The organism is Litoreibacter arenae DSM 19593, assembly GCF_000442275.2.
In the GTDB taxonomy this organism is placed as follows: domain Bacteria; phylum Pseudomonadota; class Alphaproteobacteria; order Rhodobacterales; family Rhodobacteraceae; genus Litoreibacter; species Litoreibacter arenae.
In genome coordinates this window covers 584,750-610,036 of the sequence record NZ_KE557314.1, presented here as the reverse complement: position 1 = coordinate 610,036, position 25,287 = coordinate 584,750, and the positions used below count along the sequence as shown (strand labels likewise).

The window sequence follows — 25,287 nt, the reverse complement described above, 5'->3', positions numbered from 1 at the left end:
CATTGTTGCCGTATTTGAAGTTAATCCTATGCCGCATAGCCCTGTGACAGCAAAAGCTGTGCCTCGTATCCCTTGAGCGCGGTTCGCGCTGCTGCTCCGTATCCGTGTCCGGTCATAGGGTTAATCTCGGGGAAAATCGTGCAGATTTCGTTTACGACGTCATGTTCGAAGGATTGAAGGCTTTGGGGGCCGGGCAGGAAGCTCTCGGTTGCCAGACCTTCGGAATAGATGACCTGATGGGTGTCGAACAGGATATGCACGTAAGTTACCTGCGCCTGCGAGGTGTCGCGGCGCACGGTCAGGTCGTTGACCAGATCCTTGGCGGCCACCAGCACTTCTTTGTGGCCAAACAGAACCTCCGCCATCTCATCGGTGATCAGCACGCGGTGTTGTGGCGAAACGGACAGGGTGTCGTGGTCGCCGAACGCGCCCGCCTCTATGCGGATGGGGGCAAGCGCACCGGTCGCATCCACGGCGCGCGAGCCGATCCAGCGCACCGGTTGCGGGCCGTCATCCTTGGTCAGCACCAGATCGCCGGGGGCCAGCTTCTCGACCGCGCGGGGGCCGGACGGGGTTTGCACCAGGGTGCCCGCGACGAAGCAGGGGATGGTATTGACGCTGACAAAGGCCGTGTCCGACACGCCGGAGCTGTTCTCGGCGGTGTAGGTGAAGCTGACCTCTTCGAGGTCGGCGTCGTTGGCATATGCAAAGGTGCCATCCGCGTTCAGCGTGACGGTTGCACCCGTCGCCAGCGTCACGGTGCTGCCGCTGGTCACGGCCTGCCCGTTGATATGGGTGATCGTCAGCGTGCCGCCCGTGTGCTCGACATCGTTGCCCAGCACGTCCAGCGTGGGGGTGCCGTTTTGCACCACGTCAAAGGCGTCGTCATATGCCAGCACATCGCTTTGGATGGAGCCGCCCGCGATCAGCAGGTTGCTGTCGTAGCTGCTGTCCGACACGTCCGCGATGCCGATGCGGATGGAGTTCACCACGCCGGGGTTGACGTTGAGCGTCAATGTCAGCGTGACGGTGAAGCCGTCCATCTCGGTGTTGTAGTCGTCGTTGGTGTTGTCGTTGTACAGGTTCTGGTTGTTGGTCGCGTGGATGTTGCCGATGTCCGACACCCCGTCGCCCACGGCAAGCGACACTGGCGCACCGTTGACCCATACGCCTACGAGGTCGTTGTAGATGGAGTTGACGTATTCGGGATATTCCTCGGACGAATAGATAAACTGCAAAGACAGCGTGTCGCCGTCGGGGATGAAGTCGACATTCAGAATTGCCGCGTCATAGGTGTTGGTGCCGGCCAGCGCGTTGAACTGGCTGTCGTTGTTGACGCCGGGGGTGTTGGTCGAGGTGCTGTTGGACTGGTTGGAGGTGCCGCGCGAGTTGGTAAAGTCGCTGGCGCGGCCGGTAGACAGGATGACGCCGGTGTCCCCGGGTGTCGCACCTGGCGCAAGGCTATCGCCGTTGTAGTAGATGCCCGACGCCTGCGACCACCCCTGATAGGATGCGCCGACCACGGTAGACCCGTTGCCGAAAATCTCGTTTGCCATCCGCACTGCGGACGCGCCTTCCCAAATCGGAAGTTTCGCTGCTGCGACCATTACTGCCTCCGTCCCCGGAGATCAGGCGAGCGTCTTTTCAGAAGGATATCTGAACCCTTCGCATCAATATGAAACTCGGTAAATTCACGCTCGAGCGGCCCTTTTGCGGACCGCATACCCTGCCTCGGGATCAATATTATTAATGGATTGTTAACTTGGCGGCTCACAGGTGGGGAAGAAAATTCTGGCGCTTGCCGCGAATTGTCCCGAATTTTGCCTTGTTTTGATATCGGCTGTTGCGATTGCGCCGCACCTTGCGGGCGGGCTAGAAGGGGTCGGACAAGTGCGGAGAGTGACATGACCCAACCCATTGATCCTGTTGACCTAACGGCAGCGCTCGTGCGCTGCGCCTCGGTGACGCCTGCCGAAGGGGGGGCTTTGGTGTTGCTTGAGAGCCTGCTGACGGAGGCCGGATTTACCTGTACGCGCGTGGATCGTGGCGGGGTGTCCAACCTCTATGCGCGGTGGGGCGACAAGGGCCACGGGCGTAGCTTCGGCTTCAATGGGCACACCGATGTGGTGCCGGTGGGCGACGCGGCTGCGTGGAGCGTGGACCCGTTCGGGGCGGAGATCAAAGACGGCTATCTCTACGGGCGCGGCTCGACGGACATGAAGTCCGGCGTGGCCGCGTTCGCCGCTGCCGCCGTGGATTTCGTGCGCGACACCCCGCCTGACGGCGCAGTGATTTTGGCGATCACCGGCGATGAGGAAGGCGACGCGGTGGACGGCACGGTGGCGCTGCTGGACTGGATGGACGCCAACGGGGAGGCGATGAGCGTCTGTCTGGTTGGCGAGCCGACCTGCCCCGACAAGATGGGCGAGATGATGAAAATCGGCCGTCGCGGCTCCATGACCGCCTATTTCACGGTGAAGGGCGTACAAGGTCATTCCGCCTACCCGCACCGTGCGCTGAACCCCGTGCCGGTGATGGCGCGGCTGGCGGACCGTCTGGCGTCTCATGTGCTGGACGAGGGGACGGATCATTTCGACGCGTCCACCTTGGCGGTGACAACGATCGACACGGGCAACACGGCTAACAACGTCATTCCGGCAGAGTGCCGCGCGACGGTGAATATCCGGTTCAATGATGACCATAGCTCGGACAGTTTGATCGCATGGCTGCGGGCGGAGGCGGATAAGATCGCCGCCGAGAGCGGCGCTGTGGTCGAGATGAAAACCCAAGTCTCGGGCGAAAGCTTCCTGACCCCGCCCGGCGAGTTGTCCGCGATGGTGGCGAAAAGCGTGGAGGCGGAAACGGGCGTGGTGCCGGAGATGTCCACGTCCGGCGGGACGTCGGACGCGCGGTTCGTCAAGGATCACTGCCCCGTGGTGGAGTTCGGCTTGGTCGGCAAGACGATGCATCAGGTGGATGAGCGGGTGAGCGTGGAACAGGTGCGCCAGCTCAAAGGTATCTACACCCGCATTTTGCAGGACTACTTTGCGTAGAACCCTCGTCGTCATGGTCAAGGAGCCGCATCCGGGCCGCGTGAAGACGCGGCTGGGACGGGATCTGGGTATGGTAGGGGCCGCATGGTGGTTTCGCCATCAGACGGGCGCGCTGTTGCGCCGGTTGCGCGATCCGCGATGGGACTTGGTGCTGGCGGTGTCGCCTGATGTGGAAGGGCTGTCGTCTCGGGTCTGGCCTGCGGATTTGCCGCGATTGGCGCAGGGGCGTGGGGATTTGGGTGACCGGATGGGCGCCGCCATGGACGCCATGCCAGCGGGGCCGGTCTGCGTGATCGGCGCGGATATCCCGGGCGTGACGCGGGCGCATGTGGCCCGCGCGTTCGCGGCATTGGGCGGGGCGGAGGCCGTGTTCGGCCCCGCGCCGGATGGCGGCTACTGGCTCGTCGGCCTCAAACGGATGCGGCGTCATGCGGGGCTGTTCGACGGGGTGCGCTGGTCGACGGAACATGCGCTGGCCGACAGCGTTGCCTCGTTGCGCGGGGCGCGGGTGGCTTATGTTGATACCCTGAGGGACGTCGATACTGTGGCGGACCTTGGCGTTGTGAATATTTATGCCAAGATGAAGCAATGACGTCCCGCATGGGGCATGTTAGGCGGGGTCCATGAAAAATCTTCCCACCAAAGCCGATATTCTGTCCTTTATCGAGGACAACCCGACCAAGACCAACAAGCGCGACATCGCACGCGCCTTTGGCATCAAGGGCGCCGCGCGGATTGATCTGAAGCGGATGCTCAAGGAATTGCAGGACGAAGGGCATCTGGATAAGCGGCGCAAGACCTACCGCGAGGACGGGGCGTTGCCGCCTGTGTCCGTGTGCCGCGTTACCGGTGTGGATGCGGATGGCGACCTGTTTCTGGAGCCCGTGGAGCCAGGCGACACGCCACCGCGTGTGTTGTTCATCGCCAAGGATGGCGACCCTGCGCTGGCCGAAGGCGACCGTGTGCTGTGCCGCCTTACCAAAGTGTCAGGCGAGGATCACGCCTATGAGGCGAGGTTGATCCGGCGCATTGGCACGGGCCCGGCGAAGATTCTGGGCATCTACCGCAAAGGCGCGGAAGGCGGGCGGGTAACGCCGATCGACAAGGGCGACGACAAGGAATGGCGGGTACCGCCGGGGGCCGTGTCCGGCGCGCTGGACGGTGAATTGGTCGAGGCGGAGCAGACGGGGCCGAAGTCGCGGATGGGTCTGCCTCAGGCGCGGATCGTGGCGCGGTTGGGCGACCCTGCGGGGCCGCGTGCGGTGTCGCTGATCGCCATTCACCAGCACGGGATACCGGATGAATTCCCTGACGACGTGATTGCGGAGGCCGAGAACGCCAAGCCCGTCAAGCTGGGCAAACGCGAGGATTTGCGCGAGTTGCCGTTGATTACCATCGACCCATCGGACGCGCGGGACCATGACGACGCCTGTTATGCCCATGCCGATGACGACCCGAAGAACAAGGGCGGGCATGTGGTCTGGGTGGCGATTGCTGATGTGGCGCATTACGTCAGGCCCGGCTCCAAGCTGGACCGGGAGGCGCGCAAGCGGGGCAACTCCACCTATTTCCCCGATCGCGTTGTGCCGATGCTGCCGGAGGCGCTGTCGGGTGATCTGTGCTCGCTGCATGAAGGGGTGGAGCGGGCCTGCGTCGCGGTGCGGATGGTGCTGGATGCGAATGGCAACAAGCTGTCGCACAGGTTTACGCGCGGGCTGATGAAATCGCCTGCCGCGCTGAACTACGAAGAGGTGCAGGCGGGGCAGGACGGCGATCCGAACGACAAGGTCGCGCCGTTGATGGAGAGCGTGATCGCGCCGCTCTTTGCCGCCTATGACGTGCTGAGACTGGCGCGGCACAGGCGACAACCGTTGGAACTGGACCTGCCGGAACGCAAGATTGCGATGGACGAGGCTGGGAAGGTGATCTCGGTCGCCTTTCGGGAGCGGCTGGACGCGCACAAGCTGATCGAGGAATTCATGGTGCTGGCCAATGTCTGCGCCGCCGAGGAGTTGAAGGCCCGCAACACACCGCTGCTCTACCGTGTGCATGAAGAACCCAGCCCCGAAAAGCTGGATGCGTTGCGCGAAATCGTTCAGGCCAGCGGGCTGACGCTGGCCAAGGGGCAGGTGCTGCAAACGCGGCATCTGAACCAGCTTCTGGCACAGGCCGAGGGCACGGATCAGGCGGAGTTGATCAACATTTCCGCCTTGCGATCCATGACGCAAGCCTATTACGGGCCGCAGAATTTCGGGCATTTTGGCCTTGCCTTGAAGGACTATGCGCACTTCACCTCACCCATCCGGCGCTATGCGGATTTGATTGTCCACCGTGCGCTGATCTCGGCGCATAACTGGGGTGATGACGGGTTGGTCGATGACGACCTGAAGCAAACGGGCGAGCATATTTCGATGACCGAGCGGCGCTCCATGGTGGCGGAACGCGATACGACCGACCGCTATCTTGCGGCCTTCCTGGCGGATCGTGTGGGCACCGAGATGGAGGGCCGCGTCAGCGGGATCGCCAAGTTCGGGCTGTTCGTGCGGCTGGATGGATCGGGGGCGGACGGGCTCATTCCGATTGGCACGCTGGGACGGGAATATTTCGCTTATGACCGCGATGCGCAAACCTTGCGGGGTGAGAAATCGGGCGTCGTCATCGGGCTAGGTGCGCGGGTTCTGGTGCGACTGGCGGAGGCCACGCCGATCACCGGCGGATTGGTGCTGGAACTGCTGGAACTGGACGGAAAGCCCTTGCCACAAACGGGCGGACAGGGGCGACGCGGGCCGACGCAGGGGCGCAAAGCCGGGAAATATAAAGCGAAAAGCGCCAAGCTGAAGAAGAAGCTGAAGCGCAAGCGCGGCTAGCTTTTCACGGGCAGCGATTCTGGGTAGACTGTTTCCAAATCGAGAACACGAGCAGGTGTCCAATATGAGAATTGCAAGCGCGGTAGCGGCGGTATTGTGCATGGCGCAAGGCGCTGTGGCGGAAGGGCCTACGCCCCGTCCATCCGTGGGATCGCAGGTGGTGCAGGCGGCGCTGGTGATACCGCCGACCAGGTCGCGTTTGGCGGTAGAGCGGTCCTTGCGGCCTGTCATCCGCGAGGCCGCACCGGCGGAGCCCGCACCGGTAGAGCTGGCGGCGTCCAACGCCAGATTTCAGTTGTGGATAAAGGCGTTACGGCCGCGTGCCTTGGCTCAGGGCATCTCGGTTGCGACCTTCGATCAGGCCTTCCAAGGTGTGCGCTATGATGCTGATGTCATCAAGCGGGACCGCAACCAGTCGGAGTTTACCAAGACCCTATGGGACTACCTCGACAGTGCCGCCAGCGACGTGAGGATTGCCAACGGCAAGGCGGCGGTGGCGAAGCACCGGAGCACGCTGGAGCGGATCGAGGCGCGGTATGGGGTCGACAAGGAGGTCGTCGCCGCGATTTGGGGTCTGGAGAGCGCCTATGGCACGTTCCGCGGGTCGAAGGATCTGGTCGGCTCGCTGGCCACTTTGGCCTTTGATACAAGGCGCGGGGCGTTTTTCGAGCAGCAGCTTTTGGCGGGATTGAAGATCCTGCAATCGGGCGATGTAGCGCCGCGCAGCATGACGGGATCGTGGGCCGGAGCGATGGGGCATACGCAGTTTATTCCGACCTCTTATCTGGATTATGCCGTTGATTTTACCGGTGACGGCAAGCGGGATATCTGGGGGGATGACCCTACGGATGCGCTGGCATCGACGGCGAATTATCTGGCGAAATTCGGCTGGACCAAAGGCCAGCCTTGGGGCGTGGAAGTGACTTTGCCGCAAGGGTTCGACTACGCGTTGGCGAACCGTAAGGTGCTGAAATCGCCTGCAGAATGGGGCGCTATGGGGATCAAGAACATGGGCGGTCAGGACGTGCCGAACCATGGGGAGGCGTCGATCTTGTTGCCTGCGGGGGCCAAGGGGGCGGCGTTTATGATCTTCAGGAATTTCGAGGTGATCGAGCGCTACAATACCGCCGACGCCTATGTGATCGGGGTCGGGCATCTGGCGGACCGGATCAAGGGCGGGCCTGCGATACAGTCGGGGTGGCCGCGCGGGGACCGTGCCTTGAAGTTCGACGAGCGCAAGGAAATGCAGCGGCTGCTGACGGCAAAAGGCTTTGATACCAAGAAGATAGACGGCAAGATCGGGCCGCTGACCATTGAGGCGGTGCGGGGGTTCCAGCGGTCCATCGGGATGGTGCCGGACGGGTATGCGAGTTTGGATATCTTGCAGCGGTTGCGGTAAGCGGAGGTTAACGCCGCGGACGCCGAAAAGCCGCCCGCAACGCCTTGTCCGCGAATCGGAAGGTTAACGCCAGTAAATGCTGGGATTTCGGAGGTCTGCGAACCGTCTGCATCCTGTCGGCTTTGCGTCGGGCAACTTGTGCGGCTCGGGCGGGGTTAACGGGGCGGTCGGTAAGGATGGTTAAGTAAGTGTGAGCGGCTTCGGGGTGCGGGATGCCCGAGCGGGGGTGTGCATAGTTCGGGCTGGGCCGAACTATGTGTGGGGTGTTTGGGGCGGGGTAATGTTCGGCTGGAGCTGGATAATGCTTGGGCTTTTGATAGCTCATAGCGGCGCTTCATGCCCAACACAGTACATCAATTGATCGACTCAACTAATCTCAGGAAATAAACCCTTTTGCGCACTTGAGCCGATACGGTGATATCGCGCTTCACCGGTGTTCTTGTCGAAATCAACGACCATCTTCACTTTTAACTGGCTAGGCAGGTGATGTCTTAGGTCACAGATCATTACCCCTACAAGCTCAAGGTTTTGACGTGATCGTCCAGGAAGGAAAGCCACGTTATACTTCTGAGGAGACTGAACAGAACGGTAACACCAAGCGTCTTGGTATGGCAGATTGAAGAAGGTATCTGCTATTGCACGGGTGATCGAATACCTGTCTTCATGTCCAGGCGGAACGTCGCGCGCAAATTCCTCTTCAAGGAAAGAGTAAAACATCTGCGTCATATCATCTTTGGGTAGGGCTGATTTTTGGTAATCCCCAAGCACAGCAACATTGATCTTCCTAACAGACCGATAGACCATAACCGCAACATGATTATTGCCTCTTGCTCTTGCTTCATCAATCGCCAAATCGGGGTCGCCGGGACAGCAATACAGAATACCCTGTCCCACTAAATTAAGTCTGCCTTGAGTTCTTATAAACTCAGCGGGTGGTTCCCAAGCGTCAGCCTCGCAACTAATAGTCCTTAGCGGAATGTTAGTATCCGAATTATCAATCGCTCTCGCACGAAAGAACTGCGTTCCTTTTTCATAATGCCTATTCTGCGCAAGGAAGGAGAAGTCGCTGCCGAAAATAGAAGATAATCTCATAATAATATCAGCGTCTTGAATTCCTTTTTCGGCGTCACGGCGAAATTGCTCTATTCGTCTTTTGATTTCTTCAACGTGTATGTTGGAGGTAAACATTGGGTGCTCCGCAGGGTTTCGCCGCGAGGCTATCCATTTGGTAGAATTGGCCGCAAGAAATTTCTTAATGTTTGCCTTAATGATCGCGCCGTTCCGCAGACTGCGAGTTCCCCATGTTTCATAATGCAGAGACAACGCATGACCAGTTCGGCGGGCCGTGTTGCGACATTACACGAACTGCAGCTTTAGGTCGTCAGCGCCTGCTCACCGCTCCACTTAAAACACCAATCGCGCACCTTCACTCTGCCCCACCAGCCGGCCATCCGCCTTTTTACTAGCCTTTGTGCCCTTAGTGCGTTAGGTCGCGCGCAAACACTCCTTACAAGGCTACCCTGATGGACCTTCGCAATATTGCGATTATCGCTCACGTTGACCACGGCAAGACGACGCTGGTGGATGAAATGCTCAAGCAATCCGGCTCGTTCCGTGAAAACCAAGCTGTGGCCGAACGGGCCATGGACAGCAATGATCTGGAGCGCGAGCGGGGGATTACGATTCTTGCCAAGGCGACCTCGGTCGAGTGGAAGGGCATTCGCATGAACATCGTGGACACCCCCGGCCACGCCGATTTCGGCGGCGAGGTGGAGCGCATCCTGTCGATGGTGGACGGCGTTGTGCTGCTGGTGGACGCGGCCGAAGGGCCGATGCCGCAGACCAAGTTCGTGACCTCCAAGGCGCTGGCGCTGGGGTTGCGCCCGATCGTGGTGCTCAACAAGGTGGACAAGGGCGACGCGGAACCGGACCGTGCGCTGGACGAAGTGTTCGACCTGTTTGCCAACCTTGGCGCGGATGACGACCAGCTGGATTTCCCTGCGATGTATGCCTCTGGCCGGTCGGGCTGGGCGGATATGGAGCTGGACGGGCCACGCAAGGATCTGTCGGCGCTGCTGGACCTGATCGTGGAGCATGTGCCTGCACCCCGCCAGGTTGAAGCGCGGGGCGAGCCGTTTCGCATGCTGGCAACCACGCTGGGCGCGGACCCGTTCATTGGCCGCCTGCTGACGGGGCGTGTTGAAGCGGGCACGTTGAAAGTGGGCGAGACGGTCAAGGCGCTGTCGCGTGACGGCACCAAGATCGAGCAGTTCCGCGCGACGAAGATTCTGGCGGCGCGGGGCCTGACGCAGGAGCCGATCGAGGTTGCGGAAGCGGGCGACATCGTCTCGCTGGCGGGCATGACCAAGGCGACGGTGGCGGACACGATTTGCGCGCTGGAGGTCGAGGACGCGATCCCGGCGCAGCCGATCGACCCGCCGACGATTACCGTGACCTTCGGGATCAACGACTCGCCCCTGGCGGGCAAGGACGGCAAAAAAGTGCAGTCCCGCGTAATCCGCGACCGCCTGATGAAAGAGGCGGAGTCGAACGTGGCGATCAAGGTCACCGACACACCGGGCGGCGACGCGTTCGAGGTTGCGGGCCGTGGCGAATTGCAGATGGGCGTGTTGATCGAGAACATGCGCCGTGAAGGGTTCGAGCTGTCGGTTTCGCGCCCGCAGGTGCTGTTTCAGGAGATTGACGGCGTGCGGCACGAGCCGATCGAGGAAGTCACCATCGACGTGGATGACGAGTATTCCGGCGTGGTGATCGAGAAGCTGACCGGCGTGCGCAAGGGCGAGATGACGGAGATGAAACCGGCGGGCGCGGGCAAGACCCGCATCATCGCGCATGTGCCGTCGCGGGGGCTGATCGGCTACCACGGCGAGTTCCTGACCGACACCCGCGGCACCGGCGTGCTGAACCGCGTGTTCCACGAATGGGCGCCGCATAAGGGCGAGATTCCGGGGCGTCGTGCGGGGGTGCTGATCTCGATGGAGAACGGCGTGTCCGTGGCCTATGCGATCTTCAACCTTGAGGACCGTGGCAAGTTCTTCATCGGCGCGCAGGAGCCTGTGTATCAGGGCATGATCATCGGCGAGCATTCGCGCGAGAATGATCTGGAAGTGAACCCGCTGAAGGGCAAGAAGCTGACCAACGTGCGGGCCTCCGGCACCGACGAAGCGGTGCGGTTGACCACGCCTGTGCGGATGTCGCTGGAAGAGGCGATTGCCTATATCGACAATGACGAACTGGTGGAGGTCACCCCCAACGCCATCCGTCTGCGCAAGCGCCACCTTGACCCGCACGAGCGCAAACGCGCGTCGCGGGCGGCTTAGGCGCGTTCCAAGACAAATGCTCCGGCAGGTTTGCCGGGGCACGTGAACCGCGTGACGCCCTTGCCGAAATCGGCAAGGTCCTCGGGGGCCATGTTGGCGATCAGCGTTCGCAAGGTGACCGGCGCGTAGAAGCGGAAGAATACCCGCTTGCCGGTGTCGTCTTGCAGATAGGTGAAGCGCCGGAAGTGGCGGCGCAAGGCGCGCAGGCTGGCGGGGCTTTGCACGATGATACCTGCCTCATCCGCCCAGAGGCCGCGCTGGATGCCGTCTTTTTTGAACGCCGAGAACAGCGCCCGCGTGAGCGGAGCTTTGGGCGCGAGTTGCACGATATAGGGCGCGGTGTCGGCGAATTGCGTGGCGGCGTCGCCGCCATAGAGGCAGGCGAAGGGCAGGCCGGAGGCTTCCAGCCGCTCAAGCAGGCCCATGATGAGCGCCCCGTCGAGTAGCGCGTAGGTGCCGTCGTCATTGAACAGCATGGGGGCCAGTTCCGGCGGGGTGAAATCCTCGGTCGAGCCGTCGAGCGGGGTCATGTCGACCCCCCGCGACGTGAAGCCGCCGGTGCAATCGCAGGCGTCAACTTTTGCCAGATAGGCCGGACCGAGTGCGGCGTCGCCGTCCAGCGTCGCCGCCATGTCGCGGGCGGCGGAGAGGCGGGATCGGGCGAGCGGTGTGGCGGTGGCATCGGTGACCGTCTGGCCTTTGCTTTGGCATAGGTGTTCCACCGCGCTGCGGGCCGCGTGTTCGCTTGGGCCTGTGGCGACGGCCATGCGGTGATAGGCGACCCCGCCTTGGTCGCAATCCAGATCGAACACGAAGACCGGCTGACGTGTCATTCCTGCGCCAGTTGGCCTTGGGCGTTGATGGTGAAGGGCCGACCGCCCTCAAGCGCCTTGTCGAGGGAGAGCAGCAAAGTGCCGTCGCTGAGGCGGTAGATGTCGGTCGTCACGGTGTCGGCGGAGTGGCGGATCAGGGCGAATTCGCCGTTCTCGCCGAAGACCGGCTGGTCGATCTCGTGCAGTGCCTCGAATTGCGGGTCGGCGCCGGTTTCAAAGTCCACCACGCGGTAGCCGTTGAAGGTGTCGGAGAACACCGCCTCCACCCCGTAGCGGCCGCCTCGGGCGACCATCAGCCAGTTGGTGTCGTCGGCGGAGGGCGCGATATAGGTGCCGTCATGGATCGCCAGAACCACCTCGCCGCCGTTGCCGTAGACGTCCTGCGCGACCAGCCGTTGCCCGTCGCAGGACAGGTAGGCGGAGTCGGGGAAGACCGTGACGTCGCCCATATCCAGCTTTTTGGCAGGGGTGATGGTGCCGCTTTCGGCGTCCAGCGCGTACATCTGCACCATGGTGCCGTCGGCATTGGTGAAGGCCAGCGCGTCTGTCAGGCAGGCGGTTGGCTGCTGGCCGTGGAGGAAGAGCAGATCGGGCAGCGGCGTCTCCGACCCGCCTTGGAACGTGACCGTCGCGCCGTCCGCGCCTTGTGTCACGGTGCAGGCCCCGTCGCAGGCGGGCCAGCGCGGGGTGTCTGCCATGGCGGGGCCAGCCAGCGCGGCGCAAAGGATCAGGGATTTTTTCATCGACGTGTTCCTGTGTTCAGGCGATCTGCGATCTCGGCGGTGGTCAGGGCGGTGTCGGGTTCTATGACGCTGCTCCAAGCCTGACCTTTGAGCCGGAAGTTACCTGCGCGCGCGCCTTCGGTGCCACCATTGTAGTAGACATGCCGACCGCGGTCACCCGCCGGCCCGTTGCGTTCGTTTTCGACGGCTGAGTATTTGGGGCTGGTGCCCCGGTCGATCTGGGCGTTCATGCGCCGCTCGGCCCCGCCGCCGGGGTCCACGCGCCCGTCGCCGCCTCTCCCCTGAAAGGCGCGGATGGCGGCGATCGTCGGGTCGTTCGGGTCGGCCTCGTTTATGACCCCGTTGGTCGGGCCGGTGTAGTGGCCGGTGCGGGTCAGTACCTCTTGCACCGCGCGCACGTCGGGGGCGCTGTTCATCACCGCCGCCGTCGAGGTGCCCCGCGCGCCAACGGGGTTCTGGATGTCCAGATCGCCATAGATCGAGTCGGTGCTGGCCAGCGTGCCGTTCGGGTCGTTCAGGATCAGCCACTCGGATTCGTCGTCATGTTTCACCACCGCGCCGATGACGATCATCACATGCCCGTCGGTCGCATAGGTGGAGGTCACGGTCGGCACGCCCTCGCCCAGCAGCTCCGTCAGGCTGTCGGCATAGGCGCTGGGAATGGTCTCGACCGAGCCACCCGCAGGGCCGTTGCCAACGGAGTAGGTGTTCGGGTGCGACGCGTCCACCAGCGTCGTCATGGCGCCGCGCAGGTTGTCCCAGTTCTGCCAGTGACGGGGGAAGACGCCAAGCTGGTAGCCTGTGGTGTTGCGATTGTAGGCCTCCATCATGATGTCGTAGCGCGTGATATCGGCGCGGGTTTCCGGCGTGGTGGCGGTCGCGGCGGTGACCTTCTGGATGCCCCAGTAGCGGCCCTGCATTTCGCCGGATGTGGGCATGCACAGGATGGCCCCGCGCTGGGCCACGTTGCCGATCGTCTCGGCGGAGTCGTTCTGGTTGCGGTAGGGGACTTCCAGCGAGATCGTCGCCAGCTTGATCGTCACATGCAGCGTGCCTGCCACGACCGTGACTTGAGTGGCGTCGGCGGTGTAGGTGTCCTCGAAATCCTTGTCGCCGGGAAAGCCGCCGTCGCCGGAGCCGAACACGTCCTGCACCTTGGCGATGAAGTTGCGGGCCTGTCCGGCGGTGGCGGAGGTCAGGGGCAGGGAGAGGCCGGTGACCTCCAGCGTGGCTTCCTCGGTCTTTACCCGTGCGTCGGCGTTCTCATAGATCGCCTTCAGGGTTACCGCGCCGTCGCAGGTCGACACGGAGCCCATGGCGATGCCGTTGCTGTTGGTCACGCCGACGCGCACGCCGTCGCCTTCGACATAGACGCCCTCCACGGGGATGTCGCCCGTGCGGGTCAGGACGGTGACGACGCAGGGGGCGGGACAGGTCAGGGCCGCGGACTCGACCTCGCCTTCGCCTGCGGCCTGCGCGGCTGTTTGTGCGGCTACGGGATCGGTCATGCGGACAGCCCTTCCAGATCGGCCATCAGGCTTTCGGGCGTCGGTCGTGGCGCGTCGCTGTTCGGGTGCATCTTCGCGGCAAGGGGCTGGTAGCGGGGGTCCTGCGGGAAGCGGCTGCCGAGGTGCAGGGCGGCGGTGGTTAGAAACACGGTTTCGTTCTGCGGCAAGGCCAGGGAGGTGGCGAAGGCCTGCGACTCGCGCAGGAAGTCGAGCAGATCGGGCGGGTTGGCGGCCATGGCCCGGTTGGGCCAGATGGCACGGAGGCTGTCCAGAATGGCAGGCTCATCCGGCCATGCGCCAAGGCGCAGGACTTCCTCATGCAGGATCGCTGCGGGCCAAGGTTCGGTGTCCAGCGCGGTGAGTTCCTGCCAGCGGCCTGCCCATGCGAACAGCATGTCAAAGCTGGATATGCGCAAGGCGGTGCCGTCTGCGGACAGCCAGCCTGCGCGCCTTATGGCGTGGCGGTGCAGCGGGTTCCGCTCGAACCCCGCGCCGAGATAGACTGTGATGGCAAGGTATTGAAGGTGGTCGCGGATGCGCTTGATGCCACGGCGCTTGGCCGTCCCGTAGGCGGAGCGGATAAGTGCCAGTTCTATGTCCGCGCCGTGACGGGCGTGATGTTCGGGGAAGGTTTCTTTCAGGTAGCCAAGGGCGCGATCTTCGTAATCCGCGACTCGCTCTTGACGCAGGGCGTCCTTGCCGCTTTCAGATAGTACTTTGGAAACAAGCATTTATGGCGTCCCGTAATTGGGCTGAAAATGAACGAACGTCTTTAATCAGTAAAAGTTTAAGGTCTGGTCGGCGCCGCAGGAAGCTTTTTTGCCACGATCATGCCGCTGCCGCTTTTCACGCGTCGAGAAGACGGGCATTGTCCGGCGGACACTTGAGGAGGCCGAGCCATGTCGTTGCGTAAATTTGCCCTTGTTTTGATGCTGCCGCTGGCAGCCTGCCTTGACGTGGAGTCGGAGGTCACGATTGGCGAGGACGAGGTGATCACCGCCGACACGACCATGGTTCTGGGGCGGCAGCTGTTTGACATGATGCAGATGATGGGCGATCAGGGCACCGGCATTTGTCCGCCAGAGGCCGAGAAGGTCGAGGGGCCGGACAGCGTGTCCTGCCGGACCACGGACACCACCACGATTGACGAGGCGATTGCGGAGGCTGACCGTGCCAGATCGGAGGACCCGTTCTTTGCCGAGATGAAGTTCGAGCGGCTGGATGACGAGCGGCTGAAGATCAGCCTGCCGCTGGATTTCGAGAATATCGAGGGCAAGCCGACGGAACTGACGGCGGAAAATCCGATGTTCGGGATGATAACCGGCGGGCTGGAAGGCGCCGAGATCGTGGTGCGGTTCCGGGCGTTGGAGGTGGAAAGCTCCAACGGGTTGATCTCGGAGGACGGGACCACGGTGGAACTGGTGGTGCCGACGATCGAAGTGATCCAGCCGTCGGGCACCTTGCCGAAGAGTTTTGAGGCGGTCCTGAGATACCGCGATTGCGGGCTGTTTGGCTGCTGACGGAGTTTGAGTATTTTTGACCAAATGGAGACAGGGGGGTGCCCTGCTTCATTTGCGTTGTCGTGCGGGGTCAGGCCCTTGCCATGTAGGTGTCCCACATCGCGTGGCGGAACAGGTTGGAGGGGTCCATCGCGCGTTTCTTGGCCACGAAGGGGCGCAGGCCGGGATAGGCGCGGGCCATCTGGTCGCGGCGGGCATGGGGCCGGTAGGGTAGATAGTAGCTGCCGCCGAGATCCAGCGTGCGGTCGATAAGCTCCTGTGTCATGCGCTTCATGTCTTCCTCGGCGCGGTGGGACTTTTCCTGAGAGAACAGCAATGCGCAGGCGATGCGGTCGGCGGGGGCGTAGCTGAGCCAGCTTTCGCCGTCCTGGGCGACATAGCGGAGCGTGATGTCGAGAAGCTCCTGATAGCTTGAGGGGATCACGTCGCGGCAGGCATTGAGCCAGCCTGCGAACTTGTCGGGGGCGATGAAATATTCGTGCAGGATGTCGGTGCGGGTGTCGTCGCGGTCGTCGAGCGTGCCCGCCGGCTCGTTCAGCAGCGTGTTACGGGTGATCTCGCCGCTGCCGATCCACGGGCCGAGGCCGGCTTCGAACCACCAGCGGCGGTGCTTGGCGCTGTCGGAGCCGAGCTGCGCGCGGAACAGGGCGCGCGAGGTTTTGGACATGGAGCCGGTGTCCGGTGCGGCGGGTAGGTCGCTTTGGTCTTGCGTGGGGCGATAGGTGACCATCAGCGCCTCGTCGAAGAAGCGGTCCTTGCTGACCTTCAGGCGACCGTAGGCCATCTGCACGCCGCTGCCGCCTTTGACGGCCTGCGCGAAGCGGGGGCCGAACTGCTCGGCGTCCATCTTCTCGAAGGTGGGTTCCAGACGGGTGTTGGCGACCATCTTTACCGTCATGTCGGTGATGACGCCCAGCAGGCCGTAGCCGCCCATCGCGGCGTAGAATATGTCGGCGTTTTCCTCGCGGGAGCAGGTCACGTGGGAGCCGTCGGCCAGCATCATGCGCAGGCTGGTGACGGTCGACCCCATCCCCGAATAGGGCGCGGGCCAGCCATGGGCGTTGACCGAATAGCTCGCCGCCACACCGAAATCGTTGTGGGATTGCATGACCGCCGGAGAGAAGCCTTCGGCGTCGAGCCGGGCGATGATGGTGGACCAGCGGGTTCCGGCCCCGCAGCGATAGGTGAGCGCGGATGTGTCCAGCTCGACCCAGTCGTGATCCATGGTGATCGTGGTGCCTGCCCGCGCCATGCTCTGGCCGCCCATGGAGTGCCGCGCGGCCGACGCGATGAGCGGGCGGCCTGCGCGTTTGGCGTCGGCCAGTTCGGCGCGGAGGGCGTCGATTTGTGCGGCGTTGATGCGGTCGGTGAGGGTCAGGTGCTTGGCGACGCGGGTGGGTGACAGTTCTGACGCGTCATTGAGGATCAGGGGGTCCGTTGTGAGACCGCCCAGAAGCCTGCCCGCCGGATCGGGCGTGGTGTAGTAGAGCCGCGTTGCGTAGGCCCCGGCCAAGGCTCCGGTGCCGAGCAGGAAAGCGCGTCTTGTGTTGCTCATCTGGTGTCCTCTGCCCTGCGCCCGTCGTTGATGGCTATGCGGGCTTTGGCGATTTGGGACAGGTTAGGCCGGATTTGACGATTTGGCAAAACCGTGTTGGCCCCTGCTGGCGGATCGGCGCTTGGCGGAGCGGCCCTCCGGGGGAGGTATTTAGGGAAGAAAGAAGCCCAAGGGTGGTGGGTCAGGAGGCCTTGGCGAGTGCCTCTGCGCGCAGGAAGACGGGACGATCGGGCGTGGAGCGGTCGGGCTGGTAGGTATAGCCGCCGGTGTCGAAGTCGCGGATATGTTCCGGCTTGGTCAGGCGGTTCTGGATGATGAAGCGGGCCATCGCGCCGCGGGCCTGTTTGGCGTAGAAGCTGACGATTTTGGGGCCGCCGGGTTTGTCTTCATAGAACTGGGGCGTGACGATGTTGAGGTCGAGCGCATCCGCATCGACTGCGCCGAAATATTCCTGACTGGCGCAGTTGATCAGCGTGTCGGTTTGCACCTCTTGCGCCTGCTGGTTCAGAGCCTTGCTGATGGTGTCGCCCCAGTAGTCGTAGAGGGACTTGCCGCGCTGCGTTTTCAGGCGGCTGCCCATTTCCAGGCGGTAGGGCTGGATCGCGTCGAGGGGCTTGAGCAGGCCATAGAGGCCGGACAGGATGCGCAGGTGGTTTTGGGCGAAAGTGATCTCGTCTTGGTCGAGGCTTTTGGCCTCAAGGCCCGTATAGGTGTCGCCTGCGAAGATGAACATCGCGGGTTTGGCGTTCTCGGGCGTGCTGGCATCGGCGAAGTCGCGGAAGCGGTCGCGGTTCAGCTTGGCGAGGTTTTCGGAGATGTGCATCAGCTTGCGCAGATCGTCCACGGACAGGTCGCGGGCCACTTCTGCCAGCTCGTTCGCCTGTGTCTGGAACTCCGGCAGGGTCGGGGTCACGTTGACCTCGGACATATCCAGTTTCTTGGCGGGGGAAATGACGGTCAGCATGGGCGGTCTCCTTTGAGGCCTAATGTAGGGGGCTGGGCCGCAGCCTCAAGAGGCGCGGAGGACATTGAGGAATGCCTCGCCGAAACGCTCGGCGCGGCGGTCGCCCAAAAGGCGGGCCATGGAGTTGGGATCGCTTGGTTTGACCTCTGCCACCTTGGCGATGAGGGAGGCGGAGCAGCTGAGGGGTTTGTCGTAGCCCTCGGGGCCGCGTGACAGGTTGGCTTGTGCCTCCAGTAACTGATCGTAGAGCGCGCCGCTGTCGCGGCCTGCAAGCTTACGGCGGGTCGGGTGCAGCTCCGGCGTGGGTGCGCCGTTGATGACTTCGAGGAAGGCCGCGCCGAAGCTTTCGAGTTTCTTGGCTCCGACGCCGGAGATGCGGGCGAAGGCGTCCAGATCGGCGGGGCGGGTTTCGGCCATCTCTATCAGGGTCTTGTCGTTGAAGATGACGTAGGCCGGGACCCGCGCGGCCTCGGCGAAGGCGCGGCGTTTGGCCTTCAGGGCGGAGAGCAGCGGCGCGTCCTCGTCCGAGACAAGGGTTTTGACGGCGGGGCGGTTTGCGCCTTTCTTGATGGTGTCGCGGCGCAGCGTGATTGTCGCCTCGTCGCGCAGGATCGGGCGGGCGGCTTCGGTCATGCGGAAAGCGCCGTGGCGGGAGGGGTCGGGACGGATCAGGTCGCGGCCCATCATTTGCCGGAACACCGCCTGCCAGCCGCGTTTGTCGTATTCGCCGCCAATGCCGAAGGTGGGCAACTGGTCATGGCCGCGGGCCTGCACCTTGTCGGTGGAATTGCCCAAGAGGATGTCGATCAGGTGGCCTGCGCCGAAATATTCACCGGTGCGCAGGATGGCGGACAGGGCCTTGCGCACCGCGACGGTGCCGTCGAACGTGTCGGGGGCCTTGTCGCACAGGTCGCAGTTGCCGCAGGTGATGTCGGTGTCGCCGAAATATTCCAGCAGGGGTTTGCGGCGGCATTCCAGCGCCTCGGCCAGCCCCAGAAGCGCGTTCAGGCGCGCGTGGTCGGCGGCTTTGCGGTCGTCGGGGGCAAGGCCTTCGTCGATCTGCTGGCGGCGGAAGCGGATGTCGTCGGGGCCGTAAAGCGTCAGCGTATCGGCGGGCGTGCCGTCGCGGCCTGCGCGGCCGATTTCCTGATAATAACCTTCGATGGATTTGGGCAGGTCGGCATGGGCGACCCAGCGGATATCGGGTTTGTCGACGCCCATGCCGAAGGCGATGGTGGCGACGACGACAAGGCCGTCTTCTTGGGAGAACCGACGCTCCACCTCGCGGCGGTCGTCCTTGTCCATGCCGCCGTGATAATGGCAGGCGGAATGGCCTGCCTCGCGCAGGGCCTGGGCCAGCGTTTCGGTTTTGGCGCGGGTGCCGCAATAGACGATGCCCGCCTGATCGCGATGCGCGGCGGCGAAGTCGAGGATCTGGCGGCGGGGGCCGTCCTTGACCTCGAACGCGAGGTTCAGGTTGGGGCGGTCGAAGCCTTGCATGAAGGTTTCGGGCTGCACCCCGTCGAACAGACGGGTGACGATTTCCTCGCGGGTTTCGGCGTCGGCGGTGGCGGTGAAAGCCGCCAGTGGCACGTTCAAGGCACGGCGCAACTCGCCGATGCGCAAGTAGTCCGGGCGGAAGTCGTGGCCCCATTGGCTGACGCAATGCGCCTCGTCCACGGCGATCATGGTGCAACCCGCGCGGGTCAGCATGTCGCGGGTGCCGGTGGAGGCGAGGCGTTCGGGGGCGATATAGAGCAGTTTCAGGGTGCCCGCGTGCAGCGCGTCGAAGACCATGTCGGTCTCTTCCTCGGTGTTGCCGGAGGTGAGTGCGCCTGCCTGCACGCCTGCCGCCCGCATGGCGCGGACCTGATCGCGCATCAGGGCAATCAGCGGGGAGATCACAACGGTAAGCCCGTCGCGGGCCAGCGCGGGCAGCTGGAAGCATAGCGACTTGCCGCCGCCTGTCGGCATGATGGCCAGCGTGTTTTTCCCTGCGCAAACGGCATCCACAATGTCGCGTTGACCGGGACGGAAGGCGTCGAATCCGAATATATCGGCCAGCAGCGTTTGCGGGTCTTGCATGGGGGTTTCGCCTGTTTTTGTCATTTGCTCGATTTTGACCGAAACTCCCATATTTTACTTGTGCAAACAATACCCGTGACCACTACATCTAGAAGAAGTTTTTGCGAATGACTTGCAACTACGGGATATTTACTTACATATATGCTGCGATGCAGCTAAAGCTTCGCCAACCGATCTTGCAAAAGGAGGTCTTAAGATGACCTTTCTGAAAACCACGACTTTCGCCCTTTTCACCATGGCAAGCGCCTCTGCGGCCTTCGCCCAAGAGGTCACATTGCGGTTCCAGCATTTCGTTTCCCCGAAATCGGCCAACCCGACCTATTTCATGCAGCCATGGGCCGAGAAGATCGAGAAGGACTCGGGCGGGCGCATCAAGGTGGAGTTGTATCCGTTCATGCAGTTGGGCGGCAAAGCCCCGACGCAATACGACCTGATCCGCGACGGCGCGGTGGATGGCGGCTGGGTGATCCCCGGCTACCAGCCCGGACGTTTCCCCGAGGCGGAGGCGATGGAACTGCCCTTCATGACCACCAAATCCGGTGAACAAGCGTCGGTCGCGGCTTGGAAGTTTACGCAGAAATACCTGATGGACGACTTCAAAGACGTGCACCTGATCGCGGCCCACATGCACGGGCCGGGTATCGTGCACAAGAAAGGCCCGTCGATCAAAACGGTCGAGGATTTCAAGGGCCTGAAACTGCGCGGCCCGTCGCGCCCAGCGACGCTGTTGCTGGACAAGATGGGAGCCACGCCTATCGGAATGCCGGTTCCGGCCTTCCCTGAGGCACTGTCGAAAGGTGTCGTCGATGGCGGCGTGATCACCTGGGAGATGTCGCCATCGCTGAAGCTGGACGAATTGACCGACAGCCACACGGATGTGGCGGGCGATAAGGCGCTGTATAACCTCTATTTCATCTGGGCGATGAACAAGGACAAGTATGACAGCCTGCCCGATGATCTGAAAGCCGTGATCGACGCCAATTCCGGCGAGTTCGCATCCGCCTGGGCCGGTCGTGCCCATGACGAGGGCGACGTGGGCGGCAAGCAGGTCATGACGGATGACGGCAACGAGATCGCGGTTCTGTCCGAAGAAGAGACCGCCCGCATCAAGGCGCTGGGCGAGGAAGTCACCGCTGAATGGATCGCCGAGGCGACGGAGAAGGGTCTCGACGGGGCCGCGTTGGTCGAAGACGCCAAGGCGTTTGTCGCCGAAAGCCTGTAATTACCCGCGTAACGAGTATGCATACCCGGCCGCTCCGATATTCGGGGCGGCCTTTTTCTATGCGGGTTCGAGGAAGGTGATGTGGGTTGAGCCGTATTTTTTGGCTTCCAGCACCGCGAAGCCTTCGGGTGCTGTCTGCGGGCTTTCCTCCTCCCACACGATCAGGGCGTCATCCGCGATCCAGCCTTGCGCCTTTGTGCAGATGAGCGCGGCAGGACCGAGCGCCTTGCCATAGGGCGGGTCCAGAAACACCAAATCGAAGGGCTTGTAGGGGTTGGCGGGCAGGCGGGTGGCGTCCCATGTGAGCGCGTTCGTGACCTCGCCCGCGCGGAGCTTGGCGATGTTCTTGCTGAGGATTTTATAGCCCGCGCGGCCCTTTTCGATGAAACACACTTGCGCGGCCCCGCGTGACAGTGCCTCCAGCCCCAATGCGCCGGTGCCTGCGAACAGGTCCAGCACCCGTGCATCGGTGAGGGGGTCGCCGAAGCGGCCCCCTGCCAGCACGTTGAACAGGCTTTCGCGGATGCGGTCGGTGGTGGGGCGCAGGTGGCCCGCCTCGTCGCCTTTGCCGACGGGCGTCAGGGCGACGGATCGGTGGGTGCCGCCGATGATCCTCACTTCAGCAGGGCCTTCATGTCCGTGTCAGGGTCGCTGACCAAATCCGCCGAGGGGCTTTTGCCCGCCTCGATCAGGCGCTTGCCGATCATGTAGCTGCGCGGGTCGTTCATCGCGTCGACGGCGAGCAGTTTGTCGCCTTTGTAGTACCAATAGGACACCGCGTCGCCGATATGGCGCACGACGATCTTGTCGTAGCCGGTGTTCAGGCCCGCGATCTGCAATTTGACGTCGTACTGGTCGGACCAGAACCACGGCATCGGCACGTAATCCTTGCCCGCGCCCATGATGTTTTCGGCCACCAACTCGGCCTGGTCGATGGCGTTCTGCACCGATTCAAGCCGGATGCGCCCGCCCTGCCACGGGAAGGAGGCGCAGTCGCCCGCAGCCCAGATGTTCGGGTCGGAGGTGCGGCCATGCGCGTCGGTCTCGATGCCGTTGTTGATGGTCAGCCCGGCATCTGCGGCCAGTGCATTGGCGGGGGTGATGCCCGCGCCGACGATGACGATATCGACGTCGATATGGCTGCCATCGGTCAGCCGCGCGCCACTGACATGGGACTCGCCCAGCAGGCGGTCCAGCCCGACACCTTCGCGGATATCGACGCCATGCGCGGTGTGCAGCTTGCGGAAGTAGCCGGAGGTCTCGGGCGCTGCGACCCGTTGCAGGATGCGGTCGGCCATTTCGATCACGGTAACTTGGAGCCCCATCTTGGAGGCCACTGCGGCCGCCTCCAGCCCGATATAGCCGCCGCCGACGATCAGGGCGCGTTTGCCCGGTGCCATTTCCGCGCCCATGTCGTCCACATCGTCAAGGCTGCGCACCACATGGACGCCGCCAAGCGCGCCGCCGATGCTGGCGGGCAGGTGGCGCGGGTTGGAACCGGTGGTCAGCACAAGCTGGTCGTAGGACAGTTTTTCGCCCCTGACGGTCACAGTCCGGGCGGCTGGGTCGATGGCGGTCACCGGCGCACCGAGGCGCAGGGTGATGTTCTGGTCGGCGTAGAACTGCTCGGGTCGCAGGAACAGGCGTTCGCGGTCCATCTCGCCCAGCAGGTAGGCCTTGGACAGCGGCGGGCGCTGGTAGGGTGGCACATCTTCCGCGCCGATCAGGGTGATGTCGCCGTCAAACCCGAGGTTGCGGAGCTTGGCTGTCAGGGATGATCCGGCCTGCCCGGCCCCGATCACGATAATATGGCTCATTGGGCTGCCTTTTTCTGGTCTCGCACTTGCGAAGACCCTATATCCATGAGCAACGGTAACTCAATCAGGGAAAATCATCATGGCCATTTCAACCGGCGACACGCTGCCCGACGTCAACCTCATCCGCCTTGGCGCGGACGGGCCGGAGGCGGTGTCGCTGTCCAGCCTGACCAAAGGCCGCAAGGTGGTGATCTTTGCCGTGCCGGGAGCGTATACGCCGACCTGTCATTCCGCCCACGTCCCCAGCTTCATCCGCACCAAGGGCGATTTCGACGCCAAGGGCGTGGACGAGATCATCTGCGTGTCCGTCAACGACCCGTTCGTGATGAAGGCATGGGGCGAGGCGACTGGGGCCACCGAGGCGGGCCTGACCATGCTGTCGGATGCGGGGTCCGAGTTCACAAAGGCCATCGGCATGGATTTCGACGCGCCGCCTGCGGGCCTGATCGCCCGCTCCAAACGCTACGCGATGTATGCGGAGGACGGCGTGGTGAAAGTGCTGCAAGCCGAGGAAAGCCCCGGCCAGTGCGAAGTGTCCGGCGGCGAGGCGCTGCTCGCCAGCCTGTAAGATGTGGAGGCCCCGCCGGATTGGCGGGGCTTTGCCAATCCGGCAGGGCCTTTGCCGCATGTGAGAAAAACGTGATGTCCTTGGGGCAGTATCGGGAACTTGCTAGCCTTTCCAAGGGAATGGCGGTGAGTTCACAGTGGCTAAACGACTTGGTATCTCTTTATTCGGCCCCTGCGTCGTTCGCGTAGATGGTGCCGATGGCGTCGAAATCACCGGCACAAAGCAAAGGGCGCTGATCGCGTTATTGGCGACTGCGCCTCTGGGGCGGCGGACGCGGTTCTATCTTCAACGCAGCTTGTGGGGACCGTCTTGCTATGATGGCGGACGGCAAAACCTGCGCCGCACGCTCTCGGACATGCGCCTTCTTCTCGGCGAGGACTTCGACCGATTTTTCAAATGCACTAATAGCGATATTGAACTGGACTTGTCGCTGGTCAGCTTTCTGGGCGCTCCGGACGATGGTGCGTTCATGGAGGATTCCGGAGTTTTCGCTGAAGGCTTCCAAAACTGGGTGACGACGGTGCGGGCAGACGAAAGCCAGATTGCGGCTCTGTATCGAACGACGCCACGCTCTCAGCATGGACGCCCATTACCGCGCGTTTGCGCATTGCCGTTCCGGCGGGTACTGGGTGGCGACAACCTGTGGGTGTTGGGGGACTGGCTGGCAGAGGAAATATGCCGCTCTCTGTCCCGATCACACTTGCTTTCGGTTACGTCTCATCTGTCCAGCCGCGCTTTGGCGACACGCATGAACAGCACTATGGATGTTCGTTCGCAACTGGACGTCGACTACTTCGTAACCGGCTCCATGCGCGACATCGGGGGGCGGATCGTTGCGGATATGGATTTCGTGGATGCGCGCGATGGCAGTATTTTGTGGACCCGTCAGATTGCTGGTCCGTCGGCGGGTTTTCGGGGTGATCTTTCCAATGGCCTTGATGATGTGGTGCGCGCAATTGGACGCTCCATCGCTGACGAGGCGATCTCCTATGTGAGCGACCGAGTGTTACCCGCGCTTGAAGATCACCATTTGATTATCGGCGGCGTGTCCTTGATGCACAGCCCGATGTTCCGCGACTTCGCCAAGTCGCGTGCCCTGTTGGAAGAGGCCGTATCCCGCGCGCCCATGGTCGCTGAAACACATGCGTGGCTGGCGAGATGGCATGTTTTGAACGTCTTTAACGGCTGGACGACGGATCGTGGGAAAGACACACAGATGGCGCTGGATGCGTCTTCGAGGGCGCTCGATATAAATCCTGACAGTTCATTTTCTCTGGTGATCGACGGTCTTGCGAATAACTACCTGCCGCCGCAGATGGATGTGGCCAGCCAGCGCTATGACAATGCGATCAGCATCAACCCAAGCGAAAGCCTGTCTTGGCTTTTGCGTGGGGCGCTTCTGGCGTTTCAGGGCGATGGCGCGAAAGCCATTGTGGCGGCGGAGAAAGCGCGCAGACTGTCCCCGCTCGATCCGTTCGCGTATTATTACGACAGTCTGCTGAGCACAGCCTACGCTGCGGCGGGAAAATATGACCGGGCCCTGAATCTTGCAGACGCGTCCTTGGCGCGCAACGACCGGCATCTATCGACGCTTAGGGTGAAGATCATTGCGCTGCATTATCTGGATCGAGGGGAACAAGCCCGCAGCACTGCCGCAGAGCTGTTGCGAAGGTCGCCGACGTTCAGCCTTGATGCTTACAAAAAGGCGCATCCGGCGGCAAAATCAGGTCTTGGAGACAAGATCATATCGGCGCTGACCGCTGCAGGAATTCCCGAGACATGATCCCGCAGTCGCAATGCGAGATTGTGCCA

Annotated in this window: 20 protein-coding genes; 9 read left to right on the top strand and 11 right to left on the bottom strand. The window is 62.6% G+C overall.

Annotated features, from left to right (window positions below):
* Positions 1 to 26 precede the first annotated feature (26 nt).
* On the bottom strand, positions 27 to 1,607 hold the full coding sequence (locus THALAR_RS15360; RefSeq protein ID WP_021102512.1) for a Hint domain-containing protein: 1,581 nt from the start codon (positions 1,605 to 1,607) through the stop codon (positions 27 to 29).
* A 297-nt stretch (positions 1,608 to 1,904) separates the two neighbouring features.
* Between THALAR_RS15360 and dapE the strand changes: the two genes are divergently transcribed.
* The 4 genes from dapE to THALAR_RS15340 all read left to right on the top strand — a co-directional run bounded on the left by dapE (position 1,905) and on the right by THALAR_RS15340 (position 7,319).
* Entirely contained in the window at positions 1,905 to 3,053 is a 1,149-nt protein-coding gene (gene dapE, locus THALAR_RS15355; protein WP_021102510.1) for a succinyl-diaminopimelate desuccinylase, read from the top strand.
* On the top strand, positions 3,046 to 3,645 hold the full coding sequence (locus THALAR_RS15350; protein ID WP_040819006.1) for a TIGR04282 family arsenosugar biosynthesis glycosyltransferase: 600 nt from the start codon (positions 3,046 to 3,048) through the stop codon (positions 3,643 to 3,645). Before dapE ends, THALAR_RS15350 begins: the two co-directional genes overlap by 8 nt.
* Before the next feature lie 31 nt (positions 3,646 to 3,676).
* Positions 3,677 to 5,920: a ribonuclease R gene (gene rnr / locus THALAR_RS15345; protein ID WP_021102508.1), complete on the top strand. Its 2,244-nt coding sequence runs from the start codon at positions 3,677 to 3,679 to the stop codon at positions 5,918 to 5,920.
* 64 nt (positions 5,921 to 5,984) lie between these two features.
* Positions 5,985 to 7,319 (top strand): lytic murein transglycosylase, encoded by a 1,335-nt coding sequence (locus tag THALAR_RS15340; protein WP_021102507.1) that lies wholly within the window; start codon positions 5,985 to 5,987, stop codon positions 7,317 to 7,319.
* 366 nt (positions 7,320 to 7,685) lie between these two features.
* Here the strand turns inward: THALAR_RS15340 and THALAR_RS15335 are convergent, their stop codons facing one another.
* Entirely contained in the window at positions 7,686 to 8,507 is an 822-nt protein-coding gene (locus tag THALAR_RS15335) for an RES family NAD+ phosphorylase (protein ID WP_040819003.1), read from the bottom strand.
* Between the two features lie 335 nt (positions 8,508 to 8,842).
* On the opposite strand from THALAR_RS15335, the gene typA reads away from it, so the two are divergent.
* Positions 8,843 to 10,660: a translational GTPase TypA gene (gene typA / locus THALAR_RS15330; protein ID WP_021102505.1), complete on the top strand. Its 1,818-nt coding sequence runs from the start codon at positions 8,843 to 8,845 to the stop codon at positions 10,658 to 10,660.
* On the opposite strand, the gene THALAR_RS15325 is transcribed toward typA, so the two are convergent.
* Genes THALAR_RS15325 through THALAR_RS15310 form a run of 4 tightly spaced genes read right to left on the bottom strand, consistent with a single transcriptional unit; the run spans position 10,657 to position 14,475 of the window.
* Positions 10,657 to 11,493 (bottom strand): DUF4123 domain-containing protein, encoded by an 837-nt coding sequence (locus tag THALAR_RS15325; protein ID WP_021102504.1) that lies wholly within the window; start codon positions 11,491 to 11,493, stop codon positions 10,657 to 10,659. The two genes, typA and THALAR_RS15325, sit on opposite strands and share 4 nt — an antisense overlap.
* The gene (locus tag THALAR_RS15320) at positions 11,490 to 12,236 is read right to left on the bottom strand and encodes a hypothetical protein (RefSeq protein WP_021102503.1); all 747 of its coding nucleotides are present in this window, start codon (positions 12,234 to 12,236) and stop codon (positions 11,490 to 11,492) included. The genes THALAR_RS15325 and THALAR_RS15320 overlap by 4 nt, the downstream gene beginning before the upstream one ends.
* Positions 12,233 to 13,744, bottom strand: a complete 1,512-nt coding sequence (locus THALAR_RS15315; protein ID WP_021102502.1) for a hypothetical protein — start codon at positions 13,742 to 13,744, stop codon at positions 12,233 to 12,235. The genes THALAR_RS15320 and THALAR_RS15315 overlap by 4 nt, the downstream gene beginning before the upstream one ends.
* A complete protein-coding gene (locus tag THALAR_RS15310; RefSeq protein WP_021102501.1) occupies positions 13,741 to 14,475 on the bottom strand; it encodes a hypothetical protein in 735 nt (244 codons plus the stop codon). Before THALAR_RS15310 ends, THALAR_RS15315 begins: the two co-directional genes overlap by 4 nt.
* A gap of 168 nt (positions 14,476 to 14,643) precedes the next feature.
* On the opposite strand from THALAR_RS15310, the gene THALAR_RS15305 reads away from it, so the two are divergent.
* Positions 14,644 to 15,264, top strand: a complete 621-nt coding sequence (locus THALAR_RS15305; protein ID WP_021102500.1) for a hypothetical protein — start codon at positions 14,644 to 14,646, stop codon at positions 15,262 to 15,264.
* A 70-nt stretch (positions 15,265 to 15,334) separates the two neighbouring features.
* Here THALAR_RS15305 and THALAR_RS15300 read toward each other — a convergent pair whose 3' ends face one another.
* From THALAR_RS15300 to recQ, 3 genes are all read right to left on the bottom strand, one after another.
* Entirely contained in the window at positions 15,335 to 16,819 is a 1,485-nt protein-coding gene (locus THALAR_RS15300) for an FAD-binding oxidoreductase (protein WP_021102499.1), read from the bottom strand.
* 181 nt (positions 16,820 to 17,000) lie between these two features.
* Positions 17,001 to 17,783: a peroxide stress protein YaaA gene (gene yaaA, locus THALAR_RS15295; RefSeq protein WP_021102498.1), complete on the bottom strand. Its 783-nt coding sequence runs from the start codon at positions 17,781 to 17,783 to the stop codon at positions 17,001 to 17,003.
* 45 nt (positions 17,784 to 17,828) lie between these two features.
* Entirely contained in the window at positions 17,829 to 19,868 is a 2,040-nt protein-coding gene (gene recQ, locus THALAR_RS15290) for a DNA helicase RecQ (protein ID WP_040819346.1), read from the bottom strand.
* Positions 19,869 to 20,064: 196 nt separating this feature from the next.
* Between recQ and THALAR_RS15285 the strand changes: the two genes are divergently transcribed.
* Positions 20,065 to 21,090, top strand: a complete 1,026-nt coding sequence (locus THALAR_RS15285) for a TRAP transporter substrate-binding protein (RefSeq protein ID WP_021102496.1) — start codon at positions 20,065 to 20,067, stop codon at positions 21,088 to 21,090.
* A 57-nt stretch (positions 21,091 to 21,147) separates the two neighbouring features.
* Here the strand turns inward: THALAR_RS15285 and rsmD are convergent, their stop codons facing one another.
* Together rsmD and THALAR_RS15275 are read right to left on the bottom strand one after the other, a co-directional pair.
* Positions 21,148 to 21,708 carry a 16S rRNA (guanine(966)-N(2))-methyltransferase RsmD gene (gene rsmD, locus THALAR_RS15280; RefSeq protein ID WP_021102495.1) on the bottom strand — a complete coding sequence of 187 codons (561 nt, stop codon included), beginning with the start codon at positions 21,706 to 21,708 and terminating at the stop codon, positions 21,148 to 21,150.
* On the bottom strand, positions 21,705 to 22,907 hold the full coding sequence (locus tag THALAR_RS15275) for an NAD(P)/FAD-dependent oxidoreductase (RefSeq protein WP_021102494.1): 1,203 nt from the start codon (positions 22,905 to 22,907) through the stop codon (positions 21,705 to 21,707). The genes rsmD and THALAR_RS15275 overlap by 4 nt, the downstream gene beginning before the upstream one ends.
* A gap of 79 nt (positions 22,908 to 22,986) precedes the next feature.
* Between THALAR_RS15275 and THALAR_RS15270 the strand changes: the two genes are divergently transcribed.
* Together THALAR_RS15270 and THALAR_RS15265 are read left to right on the top strand one after the other, a co-directional pair.
* Positions 22,987 to 23,475 (top strand): peroxiredoxin, encoded by a 489-nt coding sequence (locus THALAR_RS15270; protein WP_021102493.1) that lies wholly within the window; start codon positions 22,987 to 22,989, stop codon positions 23,473 to 23,475.
* Positions 23,476 to 23,611: 136 nt separating this feature from the next.
* The gene (locus THALAR_RS15265) at positions 23,612 to 25,258 is read left to right on the top strand and encodes a hypothetical protein (protein ID WP_021102492.1); all 1,647 of its coding nucleotides are present in this window, start codon (positions 23,612 to 23,614) and stop codon (positions 25,256 to 25,258) included.
* Positions 25,259 to 25,287 lie beyond the last annotated feature (29 nt).

Excerpts from the sequence above, each read along its gene's own strand:
- THALAR_RS15360 (WP_021102512.1), bottom strand. The coding sequence starts at position 1,607 with ATGGTCGCAGCAGCGAAACTTCCGATTTGGGAAGGCGCGTCCGCAGTG.
- dapE (WP_021102510.1), top strand. The coding sequence starts at position 1,905 with ATGACCCAACCCATTGATCCTGTTGACCTAACGGCAGCGCTCGTGCGC.
- rnr (WP_021102508.1), top strand. The coding sequence starts at position 3,677 with ATGAAAAATCTTCCCACCAAAGCCGATATTCTGTCCTTTATCGAGGAC.
- THALAR_RS15340 (WP_021102507.1), top strand. The coding sequence starts at position 5,985 with ATGAGAATTGCAAGCGCGGTAGCGGCGGTATTGTGCATGGCGCAAGGC.
- THALAR_RS15335 (WP_040819003.1), bottom strand. The coding sequence starts at position 8,507 with ATGTTTACCTCCAACATACACGTTGAAGAAATCAAAAGACGAATAGAG.
- typA (WP_021102505.1), top strand. The coding sequence starts at position 8,843 with ATGGACCTTCGCAATATTGCGATTATCGCTCACGTTGACCACGGCAAG.
- THALAR_RS15325 (WP_021102504.1), bottom strand. The coding sequence starts at position 11,493 with ATGACACGTCAGCCGGTCTTCGTGTTCGATCTGGATTGCGACCAAGGC.
- THALAR_RS15320 (WP_021102503.1), bottom strand. The coding sequence starts at position 12,236 with ATGAAAAAATCCCTGATCCTTTGCGCCGCGCTGGCTGGCCCCGCCATG.
- THALAR_RS15315 (WP_021102502.1), bottom strand. The coding sequence starts at position 13,744 with ATGACCGATCCCGTAGCCGCACAAACAGCCGCGCAGGCCGCAGGCGAA.
- THALAR_RS15310 (WP_021102501.1), bottom strand. The coding sequence starts at position 14,475 with ATGCTTGTTTCCAAAGTACTATCTGAAAGCGGCAAGGACGCCCTGCGT.
- THALAR_RS15305 (WP_021102500.1), top strand. The coding sequence starts at position 14,644 with ATGTCGTTGCGTAAATTTGCCCTTGTTTTGATGCTGCCGCTGGCAGCC.
- THALAR_RS15300 (WP_021102499.1), bottom strand. The coding sequence starts at position 16,819 with ATGAGCAACACAAGACGCGCTTTCCTGCTCGGCACCGGAGCCTTGGCC.
- yaaA (WP_021102498.1), bottom strand. The coding sequence starts at position 17,783 with ATGCTGACCGTCATTTCCCCCGCCAAGAAACTGGATATGTCCGAGGTC.
- recQ (WP_040819346.1), bottom strand. The coding sequence starts at position 19,868 with ATGCAAGACCCGCAAACGCTGCTGGCCGATATATTCGGATTCGACGCC.
- THALAR_RS15285 (WP_021102496.1), top strand. The coding sequence starts at position 20,065 with ATGACCTTTCTGAAAACCACGACTTTCGCCCTTTTCACCATGGCAAGC.
- THALAR_RS15275 (WP_021102494.1), bottom strand. The coding sequence starts at position 22,907 with ATGAGCCATATTATCGTGATCGGGGCCGGGCAGGCCGGATCATCCCTG.
- THALAR_RS15270 (WP_021102493.1), top strand. The coding sequence starts at position 22,987 with ATGGCCATTTCAACCGGCGACACGCTGCCCGACGTCAACCTCATCCGC.